20 protein-coding genes and 1 other RNA gene are annotated in these 23,310 nt (G+C 49.6%); 13 read left to right on the forward strand and 8 right to left on the reverse strand.

Features of this window, described 5'->3' with window-relative positions; translation table 11 throughout:
- Positions 1-33: 33 nt before the first annotated feature.
- Positions 34-1,911 (forward strand): TRAP transporter permease, encoded by a 1,878-nt coding sequence (locus tag BMY09_RS05555; RefSeq protein ID WP_091355061.1) that lies wholly within the window; start codon positions 34-36, stop codon positions 1,909-1,911.
- Positions 1,912-2,063: 152 nt separating this feature from the next.
- On the opposite strand, the gene BMY09_RS05560 is transcribed toward BMY09_RS05555, so the two are convergent.
- Entirely contained in the window at positions 2,064-3,035 is a 972-nt protein-coding gene (locus BMY09_RS05560) for a D-2-hydroxyacid dehydrogenase family protein (RefSeq protein ID WP_091355064.1), read from the reverse strand.
- 239 nt (positions 3,036-3,274) lie between these two features.
- Entirely contained in the window at positions 3,275-4,000 is a 726-nt protein-coding gene (locus tag BMY09_RS05565) for a sulfite exporter TauE/SafE family protein (RefSeq protein ID WP_091355067.1), read from the reverse strand.
- 125 nt (positions 4,001-4,125) lie between these two features.
- On the opposite strand from BMY09_RS05565, the gene BMY09_RS05570 reads away from it, so the two are divergent.
- A complete protein-coding gene (locus tag BMY09_RS05570) occupies positions 4,126-5,034 on the forward strand; it encodes a LysR family transcriptional regulator (protein WP_091355070.1) in 909 nt (302 codons plus the stop codon).
- Positions 5,035-5,040: 6 nt separating this feature from the next.
- On the opposite strand, the gene BMY09_RS05575 is transcribed toward BMY09_RS05570, so the two are convergent.
- The 3 genes from BMY09_RS05575 to BMY09_RS05585 are packed head-to-tail and all read right to left on the reverse strand — an operon-like array spanning position 5,041 to position 8,190.
- A complete protein-coding gene (locus BMY09_RS05575; RefSeq protein ID WP_091355074.1) occupies positions 5,041-6,102 on the reverse strand; it encodes an ABC transporter substrate-binding protein in 1,062 nt (353 codons plus the stop codon).
- Complete coding sequence (locus BMY09_RS05580) at positions 6,099-7,526, reverse strand: sensor histidine kinase (RefSeq protein WP_091355077.1); 1,428 nt, start codon at positions 7,524-7,526, stop codon at positions 6,099-6,101. The genes BMY09_RS05575 and BMY09_RS05580 overlap by 4 nt, the downstream gene beginning before the upstream one ends.
- Positions 7,519-8,190 (reverse strand): response regulator transcription factor, encoded by a 672-nt coding sequence (locus BMY09_RS05585; protein ID WP_091355272.1) that lies wholly within the window; start codon positions 8,188-8,190, stop codon positions 7,519-7,521. The genes BMY09_RS05580 and BMY09_RS05585 overlap by 8 nt, the downstream gene beginning before the upstream one ends.
- Positions 8,191-8,419: 229 nt before the next feature.
- Here BMY09_RS05585 and tcuA point away from each other — a divergent pair, with 229 nt between their 5' ends.
- The 8 genes from tcuA to BMY09_RS05625 all read left to right on the forward strand — a co-directional run bounded on the left by tcuA (position 8,420) and on the right by BMY09_RS05625 (position 19,113).
- On the forward strand, positions 8,420-9,814 hold the full coding sequence (gene tcuA, locus BMY09_RS05590; RefSeq protein WP_091355080.1) for an FAD-dependent tricarballylate dehydrogenase TcuA: 1,395 nt from the start codon (positions 8,420-8,422) through the stop codon (positions 9,812-9,814).
- Positions 9,801-10,919, forward strand: a complete 1,119-nt coding sequence (gene tcuB, locus BMY09_RS05595; protein WP_091355083.1) for a tricarballylate utilization 4Fe-4S protein TcuB — start codon at positions 9,801-9,803, stop codon at positions 10,917-10,919. Before tcuA ends, tcuB begins: the two co-directional genes overlap by 14 nt.
- Before the next feature lie 96 nt (positions 10,920-11,015).
- Complete coding sequence (locus BMY09_RS05600) at positions 11,016-11,696, forward strand: GntR family transcriptional regulator (RefSeq protein ID WP_091355085.1); 681 nt, start codon at positions 11,016-11,018, stop codon at positions 11,694-11,696.
- A gap of 185 nt (positions 11,697-11,881) precedes the next feature.
- Positions 11,882-13,201 carry an OprD family outer membrane porin gene (locus BMY09_RS05605; RefSeq protein WP_175483446.1) on the forward strand — a complete coding sequence of 440 codons (1,320 nt, stop codon included), beginning with the start codon at positions 11,882-11,884 and terminating at the stop codon, positions 13,199-13,201.
- A 527-nt stretch (positions 13,202-13,728) separates the two neighbouring features.
- Positions 13,729-14,838: a 4-oxalomesaconate tautomerase gene (locus BMY09_RS05610; protein ID WP_091355091.1), complete on the forward strand. Its 1,110-nt coding sequence runs from the start codon at positions 13,729-13,731 to the stop codon at positions 14,836-14,838.
- A gap of 149 nt (positions 14,839-14,987) precedes the next feature.
- Positions 14,988-16,100 (forward strand): Bug family tripartite tricarboxylate transporter substrate binding protein, encoded by a 1,113-nt coding sequence (locus tag BMY09_RS05615; RefSeq protein WP_245756509.1) that lies wholly within the window; start codon positions 14,988-14,990, stop codon positions 16,098-16,100.
- Between the two features lie 112 nt (positions 16,101-16,212).
- Entirely contained in the window at positions 16,213-18,222 is a 2,010-nt protein-coding gene (locus tag BMY09_RS05620; RefSeq protein ID WP_091355092.1) for a tripartite tricarboxylate transporter permease, read from the forward strand.
- Between the two features lie 27 nt (positions 18,223-18,249).
- A complete protein-coding gene (locus BMY09_RS05625; protein WP_091355095.1) occupies positions 18,250-19,113 on the forward strand; it encodes a universal stress protein in 864 nt (287 codons plus the stop codon).
- A 453-nt stretch (positions 19,114-19,566) separates the two neighbouring features.
- On the opposite strand, the gene ssrA is transcribed toward BMY09_RS05625, so the two are convergent.
- Positions 19,567-19,926: a transfer-messenger RNA gene (gene ssrA / locus BMY09_RS05630) on the reverse strand.
- 124 nt (positions 19,927-20,050) lie between these two features.
- Positions 20,051-20,524 carry an SsrA-binding protein SmpB gene (smpB, locus tag BMY09_RS05635; protein WP_091355097.1) on the reverse strand — a complete coding sequence of 158 codons (474 nt, stop codon included), beginning with the start codon at positions 20,522-20,524 and terminating at the stop codon, positions 20,051-20,053.
- 204 nt (positions 20,525-20,728) lie between these two features.
- Between smpB and BMY09_RS05640 the strand changes: the two genes are divergently transcribed.
- From BMY09_RS05640 to BMY09_RS05650, 3 genes are read left to right on the forward strand one after another with little or no spacing between them, the layout of a single operon-like run.
- Positions 20,729-22,093 carry a sodium-dependent transporter gene (locus BMY09_RS05640; protein ID WP_091355100.1) on the forward strand — a complete coding sequence of 455 codons (1,365 nt, stop codon included), beginning with the start codon at positions 20,729-20,731 and terminating at the stop codon, positions 22,091-22,093.
- Positions 22,094-22,097: 4 nt separating this feature from the next.
- Positions 22,098-22,529 (forward strand): type II toxin-antitoxin system RatA family toxin, encoded by a 432-nt coding sequence (locus BMY09_RS05645; RefSeq protein WP_091355102.1) that lies wholly within the window; start codon positions 22,098-22,100, stop codon positions 22,527-22,529.
- A 29-nt stretch (positions 22,530-22,558) separates the two neighbouring features.
- Positions 22,559-22,858, forward strand: coding sequence for an RnfH family protein (locus BMY09_RS05650; RefSeq protein ID WP_091355277.1), 300 nt, complete (start codon positions 22,559-22,561; stop codon positions 22,856-22,858).
- A gap of 100 nt (positions 22,859-22,958) precedes the next feature.
- Here BMY09_RS05650 and BMY09_RS05655 read toward each other — a convergent pair whose 3' ends face one another.
- Positions 22,959-23,297 (reverse strand): outer membrane protein assembly factor BamE, encoded by a 339-nt coding sequence (locus BMY09_RS05655; protein WP_091355105.1) that lies wholly within the window; start codon positions 23,295-23,297, stop codon positions 22,959-22,961.
- Between the last annotated feature and the right edge of the window lie 13 nt (positions 23,298-23,310).

Raw genomic sequence — 23,310 nt, forward strand, 5'->3', positions numbered from 1 at the left:
ACTTCCTTTACAGAAACAATTCAGGATATCTCTATGAATAGCATAGTCACAACTATCACAAGCTATCTGAAGCTAGCGATCTGTAGTGTATTTATTATCTTTCAGTATTGGGTGCTATTTTATCCAGAGTCTCCCCTGGCTGAACGTTCATTTCACCTGACTGTATCAATACTGTTGGTTTTTCTATTTATACCCTTCAGTAAATCATCAGCGCTAAACCGCATTGTGAATTTTATATTCATCGCCTGCGCCGGACTTGTTGCCACATATTACTTTGTGGAGCTTTCCAGACTCAACAACCGAATAGAGAATGTTTCATCCATTGAATGGTACGACATTGCGATGGCTATCATTTTAACCGTCATACTCATCGAAGGTGTCAGACGCACTGTCGGCAACATTCTGGTTGCTGTGATTGTACTATTCGGTATGTATGGATTGTTCGGGCATCTTCTGCCAGGCGGAATCAGCTTTGGTGAAATATCATTAGAGGAGTGGTCTGAAATCCTGATCATGACAACCAGTGGTATTCTGGGGGTGACGACCGCAACATCAGTTAACTTCATTTTCTACTTTATTGTTTTTGGTGTCATATATAGTGCGGTTGGTGGTGGTCAGCTATTTATTGATCTTGCCATGAAGCTGGTTGGAAAGTCTGTCGGTGGGGGGGCTAAGGTCGCAATCATCGGTTCCAGCCTGATGGGCACAATATCCGGAAGCGCGGTCGCCAATGTGACGTCAACCGGCGTATTTACTATTCCGTTGATGAGAAAAACGGGCATCAAACCAGAAATGGCTGCCGCATTTGAAGCAATCGCCTCGACCGGAGGCCAGTTAATGCCTCCAATCATGGGGATTGCAGCGTTTGTCATGGCAGAACTGTTGGTTATTCCCTATGGTGACGTCGCGTTAGCCGGTATTTTTCCCGCCCTTGCGTTCTATTTCTCGCTGTTTATCTTTGCCCACCTGTACGCAAAGAAAACCAGTGCCGGAACACTGACTGATCAGGATCTGAAAGAGGTAACGCCCATCCTGCCGCGTATACATATGCTGCTACCGCCGATAGTCCTGATAATCGGATTGGTCCTCGGCCTGTCTGCCCAGGTGGCTGTTCTTTGGGCTACGCTGACCTGTTTATTTGCCCCATTTCTGACAAAGCAAACACGCTATAAACTGTCTGATCTGCCTAAAATGGTTACGGATTCAGGATATCAGGCAGCCGTCATTGCAGTTCCAATTGCCGCTATCGGTATAGTGATTTCCGTTGCGATTCAGTCAAATCTGGCGTTGAAATTCGCATCCGGACTTATATCGGTAGGTGATGGTTCCTATGCGATCTCACTGATCCTGGTCGTGATTGGCTGCATTATTATGGGTATGGGACTGCCGACGGTTGCCGCCTATATTATTGGCGCAATTCTTTATGTTCCGGCATTGAAAACACTGGGTCTGGAGCCTATTCAGGCGCATTTCTTTGTGATGTACTTCTGCGTTTTATCAATGGTGACTCCGCCGGTGTCTCTGGCATCATTTGCCGCCGCCGGTGTAGCTAAGACCGATGCGATGAAAACAAGTTTCGTGGCGTTTAAGATGTGTGCCGTGGCGTTTCTGATCCCCTTTGCGTTTGTCAGTGATCAGGCGCTACTGTTTCAGGGGACGGTAATGGAGATTATGATTGCCGGTGTGGGCTTAATCTTCTCGACTATCATCTGGGCGATCGGCCTGACCGGGTATCTGAACAAACCGATGAACGTTTTCGAACGCACCATAATGCTAATATCCGGTGCGACAGCGATGATTTTTTCGACAGGATCACTGCTGTGGATAGCCGCAATTTCTGCCGGGACTATTTATATCGTGTTTCATTGTGTTGCGCATAAGCGGGCCCAGTTTAAAGCCTTAAGTTTATAGCGCGTCTGTTCAAAAAGGGTGGTGTTACGCACCGTGCATCACCCTTTCCTTTCATCATGATCCAATCGCTCATTTTGCAGCCAGCGAATTTGGAAGCGTTTCGGGGCTTGTATTCAGGTCTCCCATGCAGAGCTTCTATTAGGACCTCTCATTCAGCTCCCTTGTGGTATCAGACCTGTATTGTTTCCTTCTATAAAATCCAGAATGTTTTCAAATGCGATTTTAAAATAGAGCTCATAACTGCCCTTTTCTACATAACCAAGATGGGGAGAGCACAGTACATTTGGTAATGACAACAGTGCTTCACTGGTTTGATTGGCGGGCTCCACCAAAAACACATCTAATGCAGCCCGTTTTGTTTGTTTCTCTTTCATTTCGCTATACAGCGCACCGGGCTCAACTAACTCTGCCCGGCTGGTGTTTACAAATAGAGAGTCTGACTTCATGCAAGCCAGATCAGCTTTGGTTACACAGTGTTTTGTCGCCTCATTTAACCTCAAATGAAGAGATACGATGTCAGCACAACAAAAAAAATCCAGTTTGGTTGAGGCCGCCGCAAACCCATCTTCTTCAGCCAGTTTTCTGGATGCCTCACTGCCCCAGACAAGCACAGACATACCAAATACTTTTGCGTATTGGGCGATGCGTTTACCAATTTTCCCATACCCCCAAATGCCTATCGTTAAGCCATTTAATGTCCGGCCTAACCCGAGTACTCCTGAATCCTGCCACTGAGAACGTGATAGATTTTCAACATATTCAGGGATATTGCGGGAAGCTGCCATGATCAGCGCCCAGCAAAGTTCAGATGGCGCGACAGGAGAACCAACCCCTTCAACGACAGAGACGCCATATTGGTGGCACAAGGCTGGATCCAGGTGATTACTGACTTTACCGGTTTGACTGATAAGCCTGAGGTTTGGCAGTTTTGACAACAGCTCTTCGGTTATTTGAGTGCGCTCCCGAATTAACACCAGGACTTCAAAATCAAATAGTTTCTGAGCTAGCGCTTCAGCATCCGTCCAGGTTTCATTAAATACGTGAACCTCATGTCCATTGAGGATTTTGAAACAATCCAGGGTTTTAACAACATCCTGATAATCATCTAAAACGGCAATCTTCATGAAGCTCTCCTTTTTATCTGACGAAACCGTAGAATCAGGCATCGTGCATAGCACATAGCACATAGCACATAGCACAGCCTTATTGTTCGAGTAAGCGATGGGGGAACGATGATGAAACAGATGCACACCCACGGTCACACCAGCGCTGAATATTGTCATGCTCTTTCGTTATAGCAATGCTTGCTGTGTCTCGCTTTGATCTGCATGATCATACCGCGATTATCCACTGCAGAGGATCGTTAACTGAACATAAACAGCTTGATTGCTGCGACTGCAGCCATTCCCCTGATGATCCATTTAAACTGCGTTAACTTTAACGAACGTAACAGCCAGAACCCGATAAAAGCACCGATCGCAACCGCCGGTAAAGCCTTGATACCCGTCAGGGTGGTTTCCATGTTCAGGTACCCTAAGCTCAGCAACATGGGGATTTTTGCCAGATCAATAATCAAAAAGAAAAATGCACGGGTACTGATGTAGGCCGTTCTTGTGAGTTTCTGCTCCAACATATAAAGACTCATTAAAGGTCCCGCCGCACTGGCAGTCATACTGATAACGCCGGTCACCAGACCCACGCAGGAAGCCATCGCGGGTTTGCGCATAAATGCAGCATCATGATGTTCCAGCCACCAGCTTAAGGACACCATGCCGATAATGATGCTGCCAATAAGCCAGGAAAACACCGAGGCACTCATACCGGCTAACAACCAGCTCCCCATGATCATGCCCAGCAGCTGCAGGGGGAGCAATCGGAACAGCACACCCCAGTTCACCTGCTTGCTATATAGTGAGATGACGACCAGATCCGTCACAATGTACATTGGCACCATGATTCCCAATGCTTCGGGGCCGGAGTGAGTAATCATCAGTAGCGGCAGGATCAGCATACCCATACCGCCAACTGAAAACTTAGAAAAACCGGTAATTAATCCTGCGCCCAATAAGACGAGAGTGGCACTGTCCAACAATTAGCTCCTTACGCGTTCAAACAATAGAGGGGTATTAAATCGTAAATTAGCGACTAGAGTAGCGCTAAAGACGAAAACATGATAACTACATATTGTTATCATAATGATAGGTTTTTTCGTTCATGAAGAGTGATCAACTGCGAGCCTTTGTCAGCGTGGTCGAGCAGGGCAGCTTTCGCGCGGCGGCCTCTCACCTGTTCAAAACCCAGCCCACCATCAGTGCGGCGGTGAAGGCACTGGAAGAACAATTTGGGATCAGTTTATTAAGCCGGGATGCCTACAGACCTACCCTGACCGCTGAAGGAAAATCCTTCTATAAGGAAGCGAAACGACTACTGAATCATGTGGCGGAACTGGAATCCCTTGGGCATCAATTGTCCAAAGGCGCTGCACCCCGTCTGTCGATCTCTCTGAGTGCCATGTGTGCCATACCCCCGGGCCTTAACACGATCAAACAATTCTGCGACAGGCATCCGGATTTACAACTGAGTATCAGCACTGAGCATCTCTCGGGTATTCTCGAACAACTGCATCTGGATAAGGCGGATGTGGCTATTGGCCCTCATACCGGGTTGGATGACCGTTTTGAATTTGTGGATATCGGAAAGGTATCGATGATTACTGTCGCCACCCCCGCTTGTATTAACGCTTGTCTGCTGAAAGCCAATAGGCGCAACACCTCAGGGGTCATTGCGCAGCAGGTGCTTCGCCATGTTCCGCATATATTAGTGGCAGACACCGGCTCTCAGTCACCGATCGATAATATCAATATCATCTCCGGTGGACGGCGTTGGTATGTCAAAGATTATCAGGTTAAGAAAGCACTACTGCTGGCTGATATGGGGTGGGCACGTATCCCTTTGCATATGATTGAAGCAGAACTGGCAAGTGGGGCACTTATTCCGCTACAGGTAGAGAATTTCGCCTCGTGTAGCGAAGTACCTATCTACCTGATCCGGTTGCAGCAACATCCCCTGAGTGAACTGGCCAGCCATTTCTGGGATGAGATGATTGCTAGCAAAGAGCGATAAGTGACCTTAATCGATTGACTTCATAGCCGCGTCCCACTCATCCAGAATCAGGCGACGCTTCGCCTGATCGGTATGCACCAATAGTGCGAGTCCCAGTGGAATCGGCTGAAACCGACCTTGAGATGAACTGAGCAGGGTATGGGCGGTTTGCATGCCAGTGACATCATCACGAATGGGAAATAAGCTGGCGCTATCTGACAGCAGTTGCTGCCCTTCAAGCGAGAGCAGATAGTTGAGAAACAGACGCGCGTTATGTAAGTTTTGGGCCTTCCTGGGAATAAACGCACTGCGCATTACCAGCGCCGTGTAATCTTCGGGCATGATGACCTTAATCACGGGATTTTTCTTGGCTGCGGCGAGCGCATAAGAGCCCATAAGATTGTAAGCGATGACAATTTCACCGCTGGCAAGCGCCTTGAGCATCGACGAACTACTCGGAAAACGCCTTGCCTGGTGGGTGCCAAAGGACTCTAGCATCCGCCCGTAGCTGCCTGATTGTTTGCGATCATTAGCCCAGGTCAGGTAGCCAACGCCAACCCGCTCGATATCAAATGTGCCGATCCTGCCTTTGACCAGATCGCTCTTGCGCCGGATTAAACTCAGCAATTCTGAACGGCTACGGGGCAGATCCTCACCTTTTATAACGTCACTATTGATGGCAATCACCGCCGGTTCATAGGTAAAACCAAAAATCTCATTACGCCAGTTTGCCCAACGAGGAAGCCGTTCTGTTTCCAAAGACAGATGAGGCTGAGCATAGCCGTCGTTAACTAATTTAATTTGTAGATCCATCGCGGAGCTCAGCACCAGATCGACACTGTGCGGCTGCTCCTCAAGAAAACGCTGATACAATACCCGGGTATTAAACTCGGTATAGTGAACAGAGATGCGGGGATATTTTTTTTGAAACTGCTGCAACACCGCTGCAATGGCGGGATAATCCGCAGCGCCGTAGATTCTGAGTTGGGATTCGGGCTGCTCAGACGCTGGAAGATCATAGAGTGTTTCAGCCTGAAGCGGAACATTGCAGATCATTAGCACTAATGCCAGCATCGCTTGCCGTATCATTTCACCAGTCTCCCTTCAAAGCAGATCTCTACCGTCAGACCATGCGGCTGGTTGTCTTTCAGCTCTAATATTGCGTGATGATGTTCAGCGACTTCCCGGGCAATAGACAGCCCCAAACCGCTACCCGGGCGCTTATTATTCGGGCTACGATAAAACTGTTTGAAAACATGTGACCGCTCATCTTCCGGGATGCCCGGCCCACTATCGCTCACCTGGAGCACAGCGCTGACCTTTCCTTTAGGTGCGGCCGTGGCAACCAGATCCACCTCGACTACACCCCCGCTTGGACTATATTTAATCGCGTTTTCTAAGATATTTTGTATCATCTGCTTTAATGCAAACTCATCACCATCGACACAAATCTCCACCGCACTGAGGTAAACAACCTCGACATCGCTGCGCAAAGCTGCCACCGCCACATCACGACAAACCTCTTTAATCAGGCTATCCAGACGTACTGAATTGAACAGTTCGCTCTGAAACCGGTAGGTCAGCTTTGCCTGATTCAACATCTGCCTGACCGTTCCTGAGAGCAGATCACTGCATTCGACGACACGTTTTAATTGCAGCTCGCGTAGTTGTGCATCATGTTCCTCCAGGGCATTTTGTGCCTGTGACTTCAGGCCTGCGAGCGGTGTTCTGATCTGGTGGGCCGCTTCACCGGTAAAGCGCTTCAAACGGTCCAGCGTTGTGGCTAATTGCTCCATGAAGTGATTAATCGTCTTTAATAACGGCTCCACTTCTTGCGGTACCTGAAGATCCAAAGGACTAAGATCCACATGGGAACGTTTACTGAGTGCGATGTTTAACTGATTCAGTGGCCTTAACAGCATCCAGATACCAAACAAAATCAGCACCAGTGCGAGCACGGAAAAGAACGCGACAAACTGCAATACGCGCCAACTGATATCTGCCGATAGTGCATTGCTCGCTCTCTGCGTCTGACCAATCTGTATCTGTACTTCCAGCGTAATACCCACATCATTCAGAACCCGCTTCACAACAACAAAGCGTACTGGTTCATTACTGTAATAAGCATCAAAGAACTGAGGGGATAGCTCGCTCCGTCCATCCAACCGCCTGACTTTTCCAGAGCTTGGGTTGAGTTGGGGTAATCCTTCATAGCCAGTAATATGGTTGCCATCAGCGGTAGTGATCGCGTAAAAGACCCGGTCATCAGGTGCCAGAGACAGGGTTTCGAAGGCCGCCTGTGGCAAATCAGAAATCACCTCTCCATCCTGAATACCAATACTTTCTGCCACCTGCAGAGCCGCTCCGGCCATCAACCGGTCATAAGAGAGTCTTGCTGCCCTGTTGCCATACATATGAGCCGACCAGTAACTCAGTGCTGCCAATACAAGCAGTAAACAGACGGTCATCAGGGTTAGCTGACTGCGAATAGACTGGGAGGGATAACTAACCATTTTCCCGATCCAGCAGATATCCCAGACCGCGCAGCGTCCGAATATCGACGGAGCTACTCTGTAGCTTTTTGCGCAGGCGCGCTACATAGGTTTCAATCGCATTGGGGCTGGGAGATTCGTCGAAACCATAGAGGTGATCAAGTAACTCTTCTTTGCTTAATACACGCCCGGTGTGACTGAGGAAAATCTCCAGCAAACGAAATTCCCGCTGCTTCATCTCGACCAGCTCAGCGTCAATTTTTACGGTGCAGGCACGGCGATCCAGCTCAAGATTGCCATAGTTAATGGTGTCCAGGGACTGTCCCTGATGGCGTCGAAGTATCGCTCTGCAACGAGCTTCAAGCTCACCAAAGTCAAAAGGTTTCGCCAGATAATCATCTGCACCGAGATCCAGTAACTGAATTCGATCTTCGATCTGATCTCGAGCGGTCAGGATGAGCACGGGGGTTTTTGAATGGCGACTACGTAACTTTTCCAGTACCTGGTCACCGTTCAGTCCAGGCAGGTTGAGATCCAGAATAACCAGGTCATAAGACTGATGTTTAAGAATTTCATTGGCTTTTGTACCTGTCGTAACCAGGTCAGCACCATGGCCCTGCTTCGTCGCCCGCTGACTAATGGCTTCACCAAGAATCTCATCGTCTTCAACTATTAGAATTCGCATATTTTTGCCAAAGAAAAACGTCACAAACATCAGTTTGTGATCTTTTTATTAGTATTTTCGTTTCATCCTATCAGTCTAGCCCACGAAAAATGAAGGAATAATTTTTCATTCTGTAGCTCTCACGATCCATATCACTTTCTTAAGTCACCGTGACAGGTTGGTGACAGCTTGACGCTCTAAGATGTACCCAAATGTATTCATTTGTATGCAATTAAGAGCAGGCAAAATAATGATCCAGCAAGCCAAAACCTATGATCTGGTAGTCATCGGCGGTGGAAACGCCGCATTATGCGCTGCCATTACTGCTGCGGAACATGGCAGTACGGTCTTAATATTAGAGGGAGCCCCCAAACCTTACCGTGGCGGAAACTCTCGTCATACGCGTAATTTTCGTTGTATGCATCAGGAACCGTTAGCTGTATTGACGGACCGCTATACAGAAGAGGAGTACTTTGAAGATCTTCTTAAAGTGACCAAAGGTAAGACAGATGAAAAGCTGGCCAGAGTCGCTATCCGTGGCACTGAAGAGAGTTACGCCTGGATGGAGGCGCACGGCGTACGCTTCCAGCCCTCACTCTCTGGCACCTTGTCCCTTTCCCGCACCAATGCGTTTTTCATGGGCGGTGGTAAAGCCCTGGTCAACGCCTATTATCGCACCGCTTCTAAGCTGGGTGTTGAGGTTATGTACGAAGCTCAGGTGACTCATCTTGAGCGTTGTGGCAACCGTATCGAGGCCGTGGAGTTCACCCACCAGGGGCGGTCACATCGATTAACGCCTAAGGCGATTATCGTTGCATCCGGCGGTTTTCAGGCCGACCTCGACTGGTTAGCCAGTGCATGGGGTCCGGCGGCGAAAAACTTTCTGATTCGCGGAACGCCATACAATAAAGGTGCGGTGTTACGTGATTTGTTGGATCAGGGCGCTGAATCCGTTGGTGATCCAACCCAGTGCCATGCCGTTGCCATCGATGGCCGTGCGCCAAAGTTTGATGGCGGCATCGTTACCCGTCTGGACTGTGTTCCCTTTTCGGTGGTCGTTAATAATGCGGCTCAGCGCTTTTATGATGAAGGCGAGGATGTATGGCCAAAGCGTTATGCCATCTGGGGCCGCTTAGTCGCAGCCCAGCCTGAACAGGTTGGCTATGTCATCATCGATGCAAAGTCGCTGGAACTGTTCATGCCATCGGTATTCCCGCCGATCAAGGCTGACAGTATTGAAGAACTGGCAGAAAAGCTCACCTTACCCCCAGAGGCATTACAGAACACCATTGAGGAGTTCAATGCCGCTTGTCGCCCTGGTCAGTTTCACCCAACGGAACTTGATGGTCTTGCCACTGATGGCATCTCACCGGCTAAAACTAACTGGGCCAGACCGATTGATACCCCACCGTATTACGGTTACAGCCTGCGTACAGGCGTAACTTTCACTTATTTAGGTTTAAAGGTGGATGAAACCGCCCAGGTGCAGAGCGCCGAAGGCCCCATCGAAAACCTTTGGGCTGCAGGAGAGACTATGGCTGGCTCAATACTGGGTCAGGGTTATCTGGCGGGCTTTGGAATGACTATCGGTACCGTTTTTGGTCGTATTGCCGGAAAGGAGGCAGCAAACTATGCAAAGCATTAATGTCGTCAATATCGACCCAAATGAAGCTGTACAAACCATAGATGGTTCTATGACTGAAGCCCGGCGACAACTGGAAGTCTGTAACGCCTGTCGTTACTGTGAGAGCTTCTGCTCGGTCTTTCCTGCTGTAAATCGCGAGCGGACCTTCTCGGAGTCGACGATTACTCAGCTGGCTAATCTTTGCCACAACTGCCGGGGTTGCCACTACGCATGCCAGTACACGGCACCGCATGAGTTCGGTATTAACATACCTAAAGTGCTGGCCGAAGTTCGTCAGAACAGCTGGCAAGACAATGCTATGCCTGCGTTTATGGCCAGAGCATTCCATCGTAGTGGTGCAGCTCTCGCTGTTGCCGTTGTGATAGGGTTTGCGCTGCTGCTATGGCTGATCAATCAGCTGCCTCAAAGTATCAACGCAAACTTCGGTGAAGGCTTTTATAGCCAGCTTTCTCATAACGCTATGATTGCTATTTTTATCCCTGCTTTTTTACTCCCGGTGTTAGCTATTGCTATCAGCGTGCGGCGCTACTGGCGCAGCGTTGGTGGCACTCAGTTGCAGCTGAGTCATATCAAAGCAGCGTTAGCGAGTGTTGCGAAGATGCGTAACCTTGCAGGGGGTAGCGGGGAGGGGTGTAATTTCGAAGATGAAGACCGCTTCTCCAATGCGCGTCGCTGGTATCATCAGGCGACAATGATTGGCTTTTTGCTCTGCTTTGCTGCAACCTCAGTAGGCACACTGATGCACTACCTGTTTGATATGCAGGCACCGTATCCCCTCTTCTCTCTTCCCAAAATGCTAGGCGTTTCGGGTGGGGTACTGCTCAGCATCGGAACGCTGGGACTCGGGGTCTTAAAGTTACAAGCCGATCGGGACTTAGCTGATCGTCGTGTCTGGGGTGGTGAAATGGGCTTTATTATTTTGCTATTTTTGGTCAGCACTTCAGGATTAGCGCTTTATGTTTTGGCTGCCAGCCCCTGGCTACCCGAACTGTTAGCGTTTCATCTTGGCTCAGTATTAGCGTTCTTTGTGTTAATGCCGTTCTCTAAAATGGTACATGGTTTCTATCGGTTAGCGGCACTGTTACGCGAACAGCAATTGCAGTAAAAGTCGCGATCCAGCTGACCATTGATCCACAGGGGTTTTCTGATAAACCCCTGTGGCATTTAACGCTCTCTTTTCAATTTGATTCTGAGGTCCTCCATGGCTACACAGTCCTCAAAAAAATCGCAATCCTCCAGAGCTGAACACGCCTATCAGCAACTTCTGAATGCAATTGTCAGTGGTGAGTTAAAGCCTGGCAGCCGGATACGCGAAGTAGAACTGGCCGAATGGCTGAAAATTAGTCGTACGCCGGTACGTGAGGCGGTTCGGCGACTGGAGTCTGAGGGGCTCATCTGTCTTGTTGGCCATAAAGGGATGGCCGTCGCCGAGCTGGACTACCAGGCGGTAATAGAACTCTATCAGATGCGGGAAGTGCTGGAAGCTGCTGCAGCCAGCCTCGCCGCGAAACACGCCTCTGAGCCAGAGATTTTCAGTCTCCGGGAGATTTTTAATCAGGAGAAACAACAGAGCGGCAATGTCGCGATACAAGCGGAAATCAACCGTGCTTTTCATAACGCGATCTATCATGCTGCGCATAACCGCTATCTACTGAAGTCCCTGAGTAGTCTGCGTGATGCGATGGCGCTTCTTGGCTCCACGACGTATACACTACCTTCGCGTAGTGAAACGGCCCTGGCCGAACATCAGCGAATTCTTGAAGCGATAGAAAAGGGCGATTCTGTTGCCGCAGAACAAGCCGCCCGCGACCATATTCGTCAGGCCCAGCAGGCCAGAATCCGAATCCTTACCGGTGAGTTATCCAATCAACCGCCAGCCTGAGGGCAACGCCTGATCCCTGCTCTCAACTCCCCGTCCCGGCAACCGCAGAAGGTTGTGACAGGTTTATGACAGGTTAGTCCGTTATGGTGCATGAGCTAACCGGGATAACCGCTCATTACGAGTGTTTACCCGGCAGGCTTATCTATCAACGGTTAAGACCACTCGCCTTGAAGGGAAGTAGATTCATGAAAAAAATAACAACAACAAAAGTACTCACTGTCGCCGTCGCATCCGCGATACTCAGCGGACATGCGATCGCAGCCGATAAAAGCGACAGCAGCTATAAACTGAAAACCAAAACCCGGTTGGTTTATTTTGACCGGGAGTATGAAGACCCAGCGAATGATCGAACCCAGTCAGCGCTTGCCATTACTGCAGACTGGAGCACGCCTCAATATGGAGGGTTGTTGGGTGTCGGCATCTCTCCCTATTTTGTTCAGGATATTGATTCAGACGGAAAAATCACCACAGACGTACTGACCGTTAAAGATGGTGAGGCTCAGGGTTACGCTTTGCTGGGGCAGGTATTTATAAATCTGACCCCGATTGAAGGCTTCAGCGCTAAAATTGGCCGCCAGACTCATAAGTCTATGTTCCTGAGTAGCTCTGGTAGCCGCGCAGTTCCTAACAGTTTTCAGGGCATCAGCGCCATGTATATCCCCGTAAAAGGGCTGAACCTGTATGGCGCTGTGTACAATAAGTGGTCACCGCGTGCCGATAATCATTTCATCGGATTTAAAACTGACAAATCAGCCGAAGGTGATCTCAAGTATGTGTCCTTGATGGGCATTCAATATAAGAAAGATGATATCACCGTCGACGCTGAATACCTCAATGCTAAGGATTACATCAGTAAGCTTGGCTTGCGGGGAAGTTATGTGACCCGGTTTGAAGATTCCAGCCTGAAGTTCACCGCCGGGGTGTTCAGCTCATCTGACAACGGTGATCTGTTCGTCACTGGTTCAGAAAGCGGGGATCTGGACGATGAAGATGTTGCAGGCAGCATTGCCGGTGTCACTAAAAGCAGTAACGATGGTCTGGGGGCCTTCCTTGAAGCGAAATGGAGCAAAGGCAATACGCAACTGACTGCAGCCGTATCGAAAACCGATGACATCTGGATAGAAGACAACTTTGCTGGCGATCACGGCACTAACCCCTTTCCGACACGGTCTCGTGTTGGGCCTGATATGACCAATGCGAATGAAACTGTTTTGAAACTGGCAGTGCAGTACGACTGGAAAGATTACGCTCCAGGCCTGGTGACCAGTATTGCTGCAGCAAAAGGCTGGGATGCAGAAAACTCCGCCAATCCTTCGTTAGGTTCAGCTGATGAATACTGGAAAGAACTTGCAGTCAGCTATAAAGTTCCTGCAATAAAAGGATTGAAATTCACTGGCGTTATTCACGACTACAACTCAAACGAAGTCGGTCGGGTGGATGGTGTTAAAGCCGATGAAACCGATGTTCGTCTGTATCTGGATTATACCTACGCCTTTAATCTTTAATACACACGCCTTCAATTTTTAATTGATAGCTGAAAAAGCAGTCGCACCCGCGACTGCTTTTTAATACCTGTCTTTCCCACTTCTCAAGCATCAGCTCTGACTGAGTTCTGGCGGTAATTATTGTTGCCATCACACTATTTTAATCACCGCACTATTTTAGCCACCACGCAATCGATGACAGGTTGCTGACAGCTTGACTCGTTAGAGTTGCCATCTGAATACCAAATTTTCACGTCTGAAGCGCGCCTGATAGCTGATCTATCAAGTCTTAAGAGATGCCTGTTCAGATTAAGAGAAGACCGATGCTGACACAAAGAATAATAAAAAGATCTATTCATCCAATTTTGAAATTAGTGATCGATAACTCAATACCCGCAGGTGCTGGCAAGCAGTCTGACGCAGGCGAGGCCGCTGGTTGTGAGGATGATATTGAGACCGTTGCAGTGCTTAGCAATAACTAATTTCTATCTCTCAAAAACTAATAACAAATTCCGCAGCAGGCCTGCGATCATAAGAGGAGTCTAATCATGGCAGCACAAACAGCCATTCCCTGTACGATGATGCGAGGTGGAACATCACGGGGTCCATACTTCTTAGCCAATGACCTCCCGCGTGACCCTGTATTACGTGACGAAGTACTCCTTGCCGCGATGGGATCAGGTAACGCCCAGCAAATTGACGGTATCGGTGGCGGAACCACCCTCTCCAGTAAAGTGGCTATCGTCTCGGTATCCAGGCACCCCGATGCGGATGTTGACTACCTGTTTGCGCAGGTATCCGTCACTGAACGAATCGTAGATTGCTCGCCTTCCTGTGGCAACATGCTGGCGGGTGTTGCTCCTTTCGCTATTGAGTCAGGGCTGGTCACAGCAGAAGAGGGTGAAACCCTGGTCCGTGTCCACAATATCAATACTGATTCATTTATCGAAGTCGTCGTACAAACGCCAAATGGCAAGGTTGAGTATGACGGGGATACCAGCATAAACGGTGTAGAAGGTACAGCGGCGCCTGTGGTGCTTAACTTTCTTGATGTTGCTGGGACAAAAACGGGACATCTGCTCCCAACCGGTAATTTACGCGACGTTTTTGATGGCGTTGAGGTTAGCTGCGTTGATGCTGCAATGCCCATGGTGCTTATTCCTGCCAGCTCGCTCGGCAAAAGTGGCTGGGAAAGCAAGGCAGAGTTAGATAGTGATCGCGAACTTCTGGCCCGTATCGAATCTATCCGGCGACAAGCTTCTTTAAAGATGGGGCTGGGTGATGCCACAGGTAAAGTCCTGCCTAAAGTGTCACTAATGGCTCCGCCTCAGCATGGCGGCACTATCAGTTCTCGCTACTTTGTCCCCACAGATTGTCACGCTGCTCATGCAGTCACAGGCGCTATCTGCGTTAGCACGGCAGCGATGCTGCCCGGAACCATTGCTTACGATTTAGCTGATCGTCCAGTAGGTGAACCTATTCTGATCGGTGTAGAGCACCCCAGTGGGAAAATCGATATTGTGCTTGACCTGGCAGAAACTGATCAGGGTTTGCAGGTCAATCGGGCCGGGCTTATCCGCACTGCCCGGAAACTTTTCCGGGGGGAACTGTATATACCCAGCCGCATCTGGTCTTACGCGCAAGCAAAAGCATCCTGAAGAAAACACTTAACATCAAAATAAATATTGCATGACAGGTTGCTGACAGTTTTGAACGGTAACTTGAAGTAGAAACAATGGGAAGACCAAAAAAAATATTCTAATGGTCATCTCTATTCTAATTATAAAAAGTATGACTGGAGTCCTGAATGAATACTATGAGAAATAATAAGCGAAGTGCAGGTAAATTAATCAAAGCCCTGGCTGCCAGCGCAGCCTGCATCGCGAGTCTGACAGTCGCTAATCCCGTACATGCGGTCGACTTTGATGGCGAACGCGTGGAGTGGATTATTCCATTTAAAGAAGGCGGCGGTTCAGATACCTGGGCTCGTTTTTTTGCCCCACTGATCTCTGAAAATCTACCTGGAAAACCGGCTATCGTGGTGAAAAATATTCCTGGAGGCGGTTCAACCAAAGGCGCTAATCAGTTTCAGCGAAAAGCCAAAGATAATGGTTTAAATATTATAGGTACTTCCGGCTCCACTCAGTTTCCGTATCTGTTAGGCGATACACGCGTCAACTATGATTACAAAAACTGGACGCCAGTACTGGCATCACCTACGGGTGGGGTTTTTTATGTCAGCCCTGAACTCGGCATCAAATCGGCAGCAGAACTGGCATCACTACGCGGTAAAGAGCTTAAATACGCCAGTCAGGGTGCAACCTCCCTCGACTTAGTGCCTCTGTTAGCGATGGATATTCTGGATATTGATGTACAGGCTATTTTCGGCATGAAAGGCCGTGGCGCGGGTCGTCTGGCTTTCGAGCGTGGCGAAGTTAACGTTGATTACCAAACATCGTCAGCCTACCTGAAAAAAGTTGTACCGCTGGTAGATGAAGGCAAAGTTGTGCCTATCATGTCCTGGGGCGTTTTGGATGAGGATGGCAACCTGCAACGTGATCCAAACTTCCCGGATCTGCCTCACTTTGCTGAAGTCTATGAGATGATCCATGGCAAAAAACCAGAAGGAACTGCATTTAAAGTGTGGAAAGCGTTCTTCGCGGCAGGCTTTGCCGCACAAAAAGGTATTTTCCTGCCTAAAGGAACCCCACAGGACGTCATCGATGCCTGGGGAGATGCAGTAGAAAAAACCGTTAAGGCAGATGACTTCAAGAGTCGCTCTGAGCTGGTTCTTGGTGACTATCCTCAGGCCGTAAAAGGTAAAGCAGTTAAAGCATTTAAAGCAGCGCTTGATATCTCAGATGCTGACCGAGAGTGGGTTCGTAACTGGCTGACCAGCCGATACAACGTGCAATTATAAGCTCGTTGTTTCCTTTATCACGTCAACCCATCGGGTAAACACTATTCCTGTTGACTATCCCTGACACGGGCTCATCCGAGCCCGTCGTTCACTTTTTATGAGGTAAGGAACCATGTTAGACGCATTCCTAACCGCCCTACAGACTGTCATGACTGGTACCCATCTGCTCTATTTAGCGGGTGGTGTATTGCTGGGACTTGCTATCGGCATTTTTCCGGGTCTTGGCGGTATCGCCGGGCTTTCTTTATTACTTCCTTTTCTATACGGCATGGAACCAACCACCGCACTGGCGATGCTGATTGGTTTAGTTGCTGTTATCCCAACCTCCGATACCTTTACATCGGTGTTGATGGGTATTCCAGGATCCAGTGGCTCACAAGCCACCGTGTTGGACGGATTCCCCATGGCTAAACGAGGGGAGGCCGCTCGCGCACTCTCAGCTGCGTTTGCCTCCTCTTTATTTGGCGGCCTGTTTGGTGCTGTTGTACTGACCGGCTTCGTCCTGATCGCCCGTCCAGTCATTCTGGCTTTCGGGTCGGCAGAACTCTTTATGCTGACTCTGCTCGGGTTGAGCATGGTCGGTGTATTAGGCGGTAATAGTCTGGTAAAAGGCCTGAGTGCTTGTGGTGTGGGCCTGCTGCTGGGTAGCGTTGGTGGTGCACCTGCTACGGGTGAATACCGAATGACCTTCGGAAACTTCTATCTTATGGATGGTATTCCGCTGGTTGTTGTCGGCCTGGGTATCTTTGCACTCCCGGAAATTATCGATCTGCTTCGCCAGAACAGCGCTATTTCAGAAGCCGCAGAGCTGGGCCGTGGATGGGTAAACGGTATCAGAGATCTGATTAAAAACCGTTGGCTGGCCCTGCGATGTGCCATTATTGGTTGTATAGTTGGCGCCCTGCCAGGTCTCGGTGGGAGTGTGGTGGACTGGATCGCCTATGGCCATGCAGTACAAACCACAAAAGATAAAGATGGTTTTGGCAACGGCGATGTACGTGGTGTCATCGCACCTGAATCCTCCAATAATGCTAAAGAGGGTGGCGCGCTCATTCCGACACTTCTGTTTGGCATTCCGGGGTCAGGCAGCATGGCGGTATTTCTGGGCGGTATGGTATTAATTGGTATCGAGCCCGGACCATCGATGGTTACATCTAACCTGGACGTAACCTATACCATCGTCTGGTCATTAGCGATCGCTAATGTTGTGGGCGCTGGTGCCTGTTTGTTTTTATCAAAATGGGTCGCAAAATTAACGACGATTCCCTATGCGTTGATGGCGCCATTCATGATCACTGTGATCTGTTTCGCTGCTTTCCAGGCTACCCGTGATCTGAGCGATCTTGTGGCGCTATTGGGAATTGGTGTTTTAGGTGTGTTAATGAAGCGCTTTGACTGGCCACGCCCTGCTTTTCTGATCGGATTTGTGCTGGCCAGCGGAATGGAAACATACTTATATCAGGCGATTCAGTTTGATGGCCTCGGATTCCTGCTGAAACCAGGTGTATTAATCATTGGTGCCATTACCGCTATCTCTATCTACTTTGCTGCACGTCATGCAACAAACAGTGGTAAAGATGATTCCAGTACTGAAACCAGCACTGACTCCGGTACTCAGGCAAAACCGCTGCGTCCAACTAACTTAGGACCGCAAAAGCTATTTGCCGGCGCTATCTTCCTGACATTTGCTTATGGCCTCTATGATGCCTTCCAGCAATCGATGCTGGGCGGTGTCTTTACCGGCGGAGTCTGTGGCGTAATGCTTATTCTGAGCGGTATCGTACTGTTCAAGCTTGTAACCAACCAGGTTGAAGATACTGTCAACTTCGATAACGAAGTTGCTGCCGGTTATCAGGGGGATCAGAGCATCGCCAGTCTTTTACACTATGTCTACTGGATAGCTGGACTTGTTGTTGGCTGCTATTTTGTTGGCTTCCTGATATCCATTGCCGTTTTCTTTGTTGCATTCCTGTTAGTTAAAGCGCGCGCATCGATGCTCCGCACGTTCGTACTCTGCAGCTCAGCTGTTGTATTTATGGCAACACTGGCACATGTGATGGTCCTTGATCTTCCAAGTGGTCTGTTGCAGGAAACTGTACATATGCCCTGGCCTCTGAACTGATCAATCAGGTATATAAGGAGAAGAATTATGCGATCAGTAAAATCTATACTGATGCCGCTTTCCAGCAGTGGAGAGGTGCAGGAAAGACTGCTGGGTGCATTATCAGTCACAGCATTCTTCGGTGCTCACCTGGAAGTATTGCATGCGCAAGTCAGCCCGCGACAATTTATTCCCGTCGATGCGGTGGCCCGGTCAATGCCCCAGAAACTCTTGAATGAGTTAGAAGCGATAGCCGACAAATATTCCAATACTGAGTCGAGCGAACTTAAAGCGATGTTCATTCAGCTTTGTGAACAACGCGATATTATTCACAGCGATGACTCAGTCACAGATAAACCAAGCGCCTACTGGCGTGATATCTACGGCTTGCGTAGCGAACTTGTAGGCGAGTGGGGTAAGGTGAGTGACCTCATTATTTTGCCTCAGCCAAGAAGCGGCAAACCCACAGCCACTTTCGAAGCCGCCTTAATGCGCAGTGGTAAACCCATCTTATTAGTTCCCAGAACAATGACGACGTTTAGTGCCGAACGCCTATTAATCGCCTGGAACGGGAGCACAGAAGGGAGCCGGGCAATCACTCAGGCGATACCTATTATGCAGCAGGCAAAAGAGATCATTATTGCCACCAGCGAAAGCTCAGCTCCATGTAAACCTGGCACGGAAGAGCTGATCAGGTATCTGGGACGTCACGGTATCAAAGCGGAATCAAAGCACTTCGATACTGGACGCCGATCAACCGGAGAAGCGATTCTTTCGATGGCGGACTCGATCAATTCAGACTTGCTGATCATGGGAGGGTTTACTCATCGCCGCGTGCATGAGCAGATATTCGGTGGTGTTACCCAGAATATGGTCGGTCACGCAAGATTGCCGGTGTGGATGATGCATTAAGATTCCATTTAATGGATGTACTACCATTTACGCACCGATGGTAGTTAAAGGCCACCCTTCTGGGTGGCCTTTTTTTGGGTGGTTGGTGGGGGGCTGGTTTACTGCGGCCGTTCCGGCCTTGACCTGCGGGTCATTGTGAAGAGCGACGATGATGTGTTGCGCAAAGATCGCGCTCAGTTCGAACCTGCTACGAGGCTTCTCAATACCCGCTTTACTTTCATCAGAGCAAAGAAAAGGGCTCCTCGGCGTTTGGGCAGGTGCTGGGATAATGTGTGGCGGGTTTACTGTGTCCGTTCCGGCCTTGCCCTGCGGGTCATCGTGAAGAGCGACGATGATGTGTCGCGCCAAGAGCGCGCTCGGTTCGAACCCGCTCCGCGGCTTCTCAATACCCACCACACCGAAACCGATACCACAAAAAAGGCCACCCCGGAGGGTGGCCTTTTTTGTGGTATTTGGTGGAGGTGGCGGGTTTCGAACCCGCGTCCGCCAATCCTCTGCCTCTAGATCTACATGTTTAGACACTTCTATTCAATTAACCCAGCACGGCCCGAAGGTCAGGGCGTTTAGGGCGAGCCTCTTTAGGTTTTAACCGTTCAGCTTGAGACAAAGCTTCCGGGCGATTCTATCTCGAATGACACTGCAAAATCCTTTAGTTATAGACACCTATAGGAGCAGCGCAAGCAGACTTATGCTGCTAGAGCGTAGTTATCGTCGTTTGCAACTATAACTGTGTAGTAATTGATTTACGTGATTCACTACACTCACGACATGCACCAAAGGGTTCGCAATCAGCGTCGAAGCCAAGTCACCCCCATAGTATTTCCGACTACACAACACCCGGATAGTTCGTTTAACCAAACTGTCAGCGTGTTATGTAAGACGGGCCGGCATTATAGCCGGTTTACAGCAAGAATATAGCTTTATCTTGAGAACAGTTCTACTTTGCCGCCAGTACACGTTGTTTCTGACGGTTCCAGTCGCGCTCTTTCTCCGCATCCCGTTTGTCATGCTGTTTCTTACCCTTAGCCAGCGCGATTTCACATTTTACCCGGTCGTTCTTCCAATAAAGGGCGAGGGCAACACAGGTGAAACCTTTGGCCTGAACAGCACCGATCAGCCGATCGATTTCGCGCCGGTGCAGCAGCAGCTTGCGCTGTCGGGTCGGGTCCGCAATTACGTGGGTGGATGCGGTTTTCAGTGGTGTAAAATGGGCGCCAACAAGCCACGCTTCGCCGTTATGCAGAACTACATAGGAGTCCACAAGCTGGCCGCGACCTTCGCGGAGGCTTTTTACTTCCCATCCGGTGAGAGACAGTCCGGCCTCGAACTTAGTATCAATCGAATACTCATGTCGGGCTTTCTTGTTCTGGCAGATGGTATTGCCACTGGGTTTTGCTTTCTTCTTTGCCATGGGGCGGGATTATATAGAGCGTTACAGTTCAATGAAAGAGAATTGAGCGGCGAGGATGGCTTGATGCCTCTCAACAGTCAACTTTAGACAAAAACGGTTTTTTTGCCCGGAGCATGGCCGGTGTCATTGAATTGAGTGGCCAAAATATGGACAATGCCGGGCTATTTTATTATTTGAAATATCAGTCTACTTTAAGAGATTTACATGAAAGATCGCCAAAATATCCATGGATCATGGGCCAGTCGCTGGGTCTTTATTATGGCCGCGACGGGGTCAGCTGTTGGCCTGGGTAATATCTGGAAGTTCCCCTATATCGCTGGTCAGAATGGCGGCGGTGCTTTTGTTCTGGTTTATCTGTTGTTTATTCTGGCGGTGGGTGTACCGATTATGATGGCGGAGGTGCTGGTGGGACGGCGCGGACGCCAGAGTCCGATTAACTCAATGCGCGAGGTGGCGCTCGAGGCTGATCATTCGCCTAACTGGTCGATGGTTGGCTGGGTTGGCGCGCTGGCTGGTTTTCTGATTTTCTCCTTTTATTCGGTCGTTGCCGGTTGGGTGCTGGCCTATGTTGCCGCGATGGGAAATGGTGAGTTTCTCGATATCGGCAGTGAGCAGGCGGGCAAGGCTTTCAGTCGGTTGCTGGCAGATCCCCAGGCACTGTTGATCTGGCACTCGGTATTTGTGGTGCTGGTGATGGTGGTGTTGATGGGAGGCGTTAATAAAGGCCTGGAACGGGCCACTAAGATTATGATGCCGGCGCTGTTTGTCTTGTTGCTGTTGTTACTGGGGTATTCGATGACCTCGGGTTCGTTTGGCGAAGGCGTTGAGTTCCTGTTTCATTTTGACCCTTCCGAGCTGTCCTGGGATGCCGTGCTGGTGGCGTTGGGGCACTCATTCTTTACATTGTCCCTGGGGATGGGATCGATTATGGCGTATGGTTCCTATATGCCCAAGAGTGCTTCTATCGGTGGTACCGTGCTGACGATTGCCGCGTTGGATACCATTGTCGCGCTGGTGGCGGGTATGGCTATCTTTCCGATCGTCTTTGCCAACTCGCTGGATCCAGGGGCGGGTCCGGGTCTGATGTTTATTACCCTGCCGGTGGCATTTGGTCATATGCCGGGCGGACAGATTTTCGGCTTTTTGTTCTTTGTATTGGTGGCGCTGGCCGCCTGGACCTCGGCGATTTCGCTGATGGAGCCGGGTGTGGCCTGGATGGTGGAGAAGTTTGGTCTGAAACGGGGGCCGGTCTGTATCATGCTGGGGCTGCTGGTGTGGTTGCTGGGAATCGCTGCGTTGAGTTCGTTTAACTTTGGTAGTGATATCGCGTTGTTTGGTATGAATATCTTTGATTTTCTCGATTTCGTTACCGCGAATATCTTTCTGCCGCTGGGAGGGCTGTTTGTGGCAGTCTTTACCGGCTGGATTCTGCATCAGCGGATAACCCGGGATGAACTGGCGATTGTGACTCCGGCCTACTATCTGGCCTGGTCGGTTACGATCCGTTATATTGCACCGATCGCGGTTGCTGCGATCTTTATTTTCAATCTGATCGAAAAACTGGGCTGATGGCATGACACAGGTAGACCGGAGCGCGTTAGTACTTCATACAGCAGAGCAGATGTTTGATCTGGTCAATGATGTGGAGAGTTACCCGCAGTTTCTGCCCTGGTGCTCTGGAACGACGCTGATCGAGTCGACTGAAGAGACGATGCAGGCCAGTCTGAATGTTGCGAAAGCGGGACTGAAATATAGCTTTACGACCCGCAATACGCTGGAACGACCCGGAATGATCAGGATAGAGCTGGTTGAGGGGCCGTTCTCCAGTCTGTCCGGACTCTGGACCTTTAAGCCTCTGAGTGAAGAGGCCTGTAAGGTGAGTCTGAGTCTGCAGTTTGATTTTTCAGGCAAACTTACCAGCCTGGCAATGAGCAAGGTGTTTAATCAGATGGCAGCAACGATGGTTGACGCTTTTGTGAATCGCGCTGATCAGGTTTATGGTTAACGGTTTAAGGTTTAAAAATAATGGGCACGATGAAAGTTGAAGTGGCGTATGCCCTTGCGAATGAACAGAAGATTATCCCGCTGCAGGTGGCAGAGGATTGTTCTGCGTATGAGGCGGTGGTTCAGTCCCGTATTGCAGATTTTTTTCCGCAGATCGATATTGAGCATGACCCTATGGGGATTTTTGGTAAAGCGATCGCTGACCCTAAACAGCATATCCTTAAGCCGGGGCAGCGTGTGGAGATCTACCGTCCGCTGATTGCCGATCCCAAAGAGATTCGTGCCCGCCGGGCGGCTAAGGCAAAAGCGGAGCGGGAAGCGCAGAGCTGACGATCAGAGATTCAGCCTGAGTGGTGGAGGTTTAACCGCTCAGGGAGTATGAAACACCGGAGAGTATCCGGTGTTTCACTGTACCCGATCTGGTCGGTGGTTATTGCTGATTGCCACCGGGACGGAAGTCACCCGCGAATCCTGAGAGATTGCCATTGGCATCGAACAGAACCGTGAGGCGTTGTTGCGTGATTGTGCCGGTTTCACCGGACTGGTTACGGTAGATATAATCCCAGCGGTTATTGTTAAAACTGTCGGTGATCAGGGGCGTGCCCAGAACATATCGGACCTGATTCTGTGTCATTCCCGGGCGGAGGGTATCGACCATCTCCTGGGTGACCACATTGCCCTGTGGTATATCGATCTTGTAAACGCCGGGGAATTCGGAGCATCCGGCCAGTAAAATAGCGGCGATAACGCTAATAAGAATTTTTTGCATTAGTAAATGACTT

Origin of the sequence: Amphritea atlantica, from assembly GCF_900111095.1 — a bacterium.
Lineage (GTDB): Bacteria > Pseudomonadota > Gammaproteobacteria > Pseudomonadales > Balneatricaceae > Amphritea > Amphritea atlantica.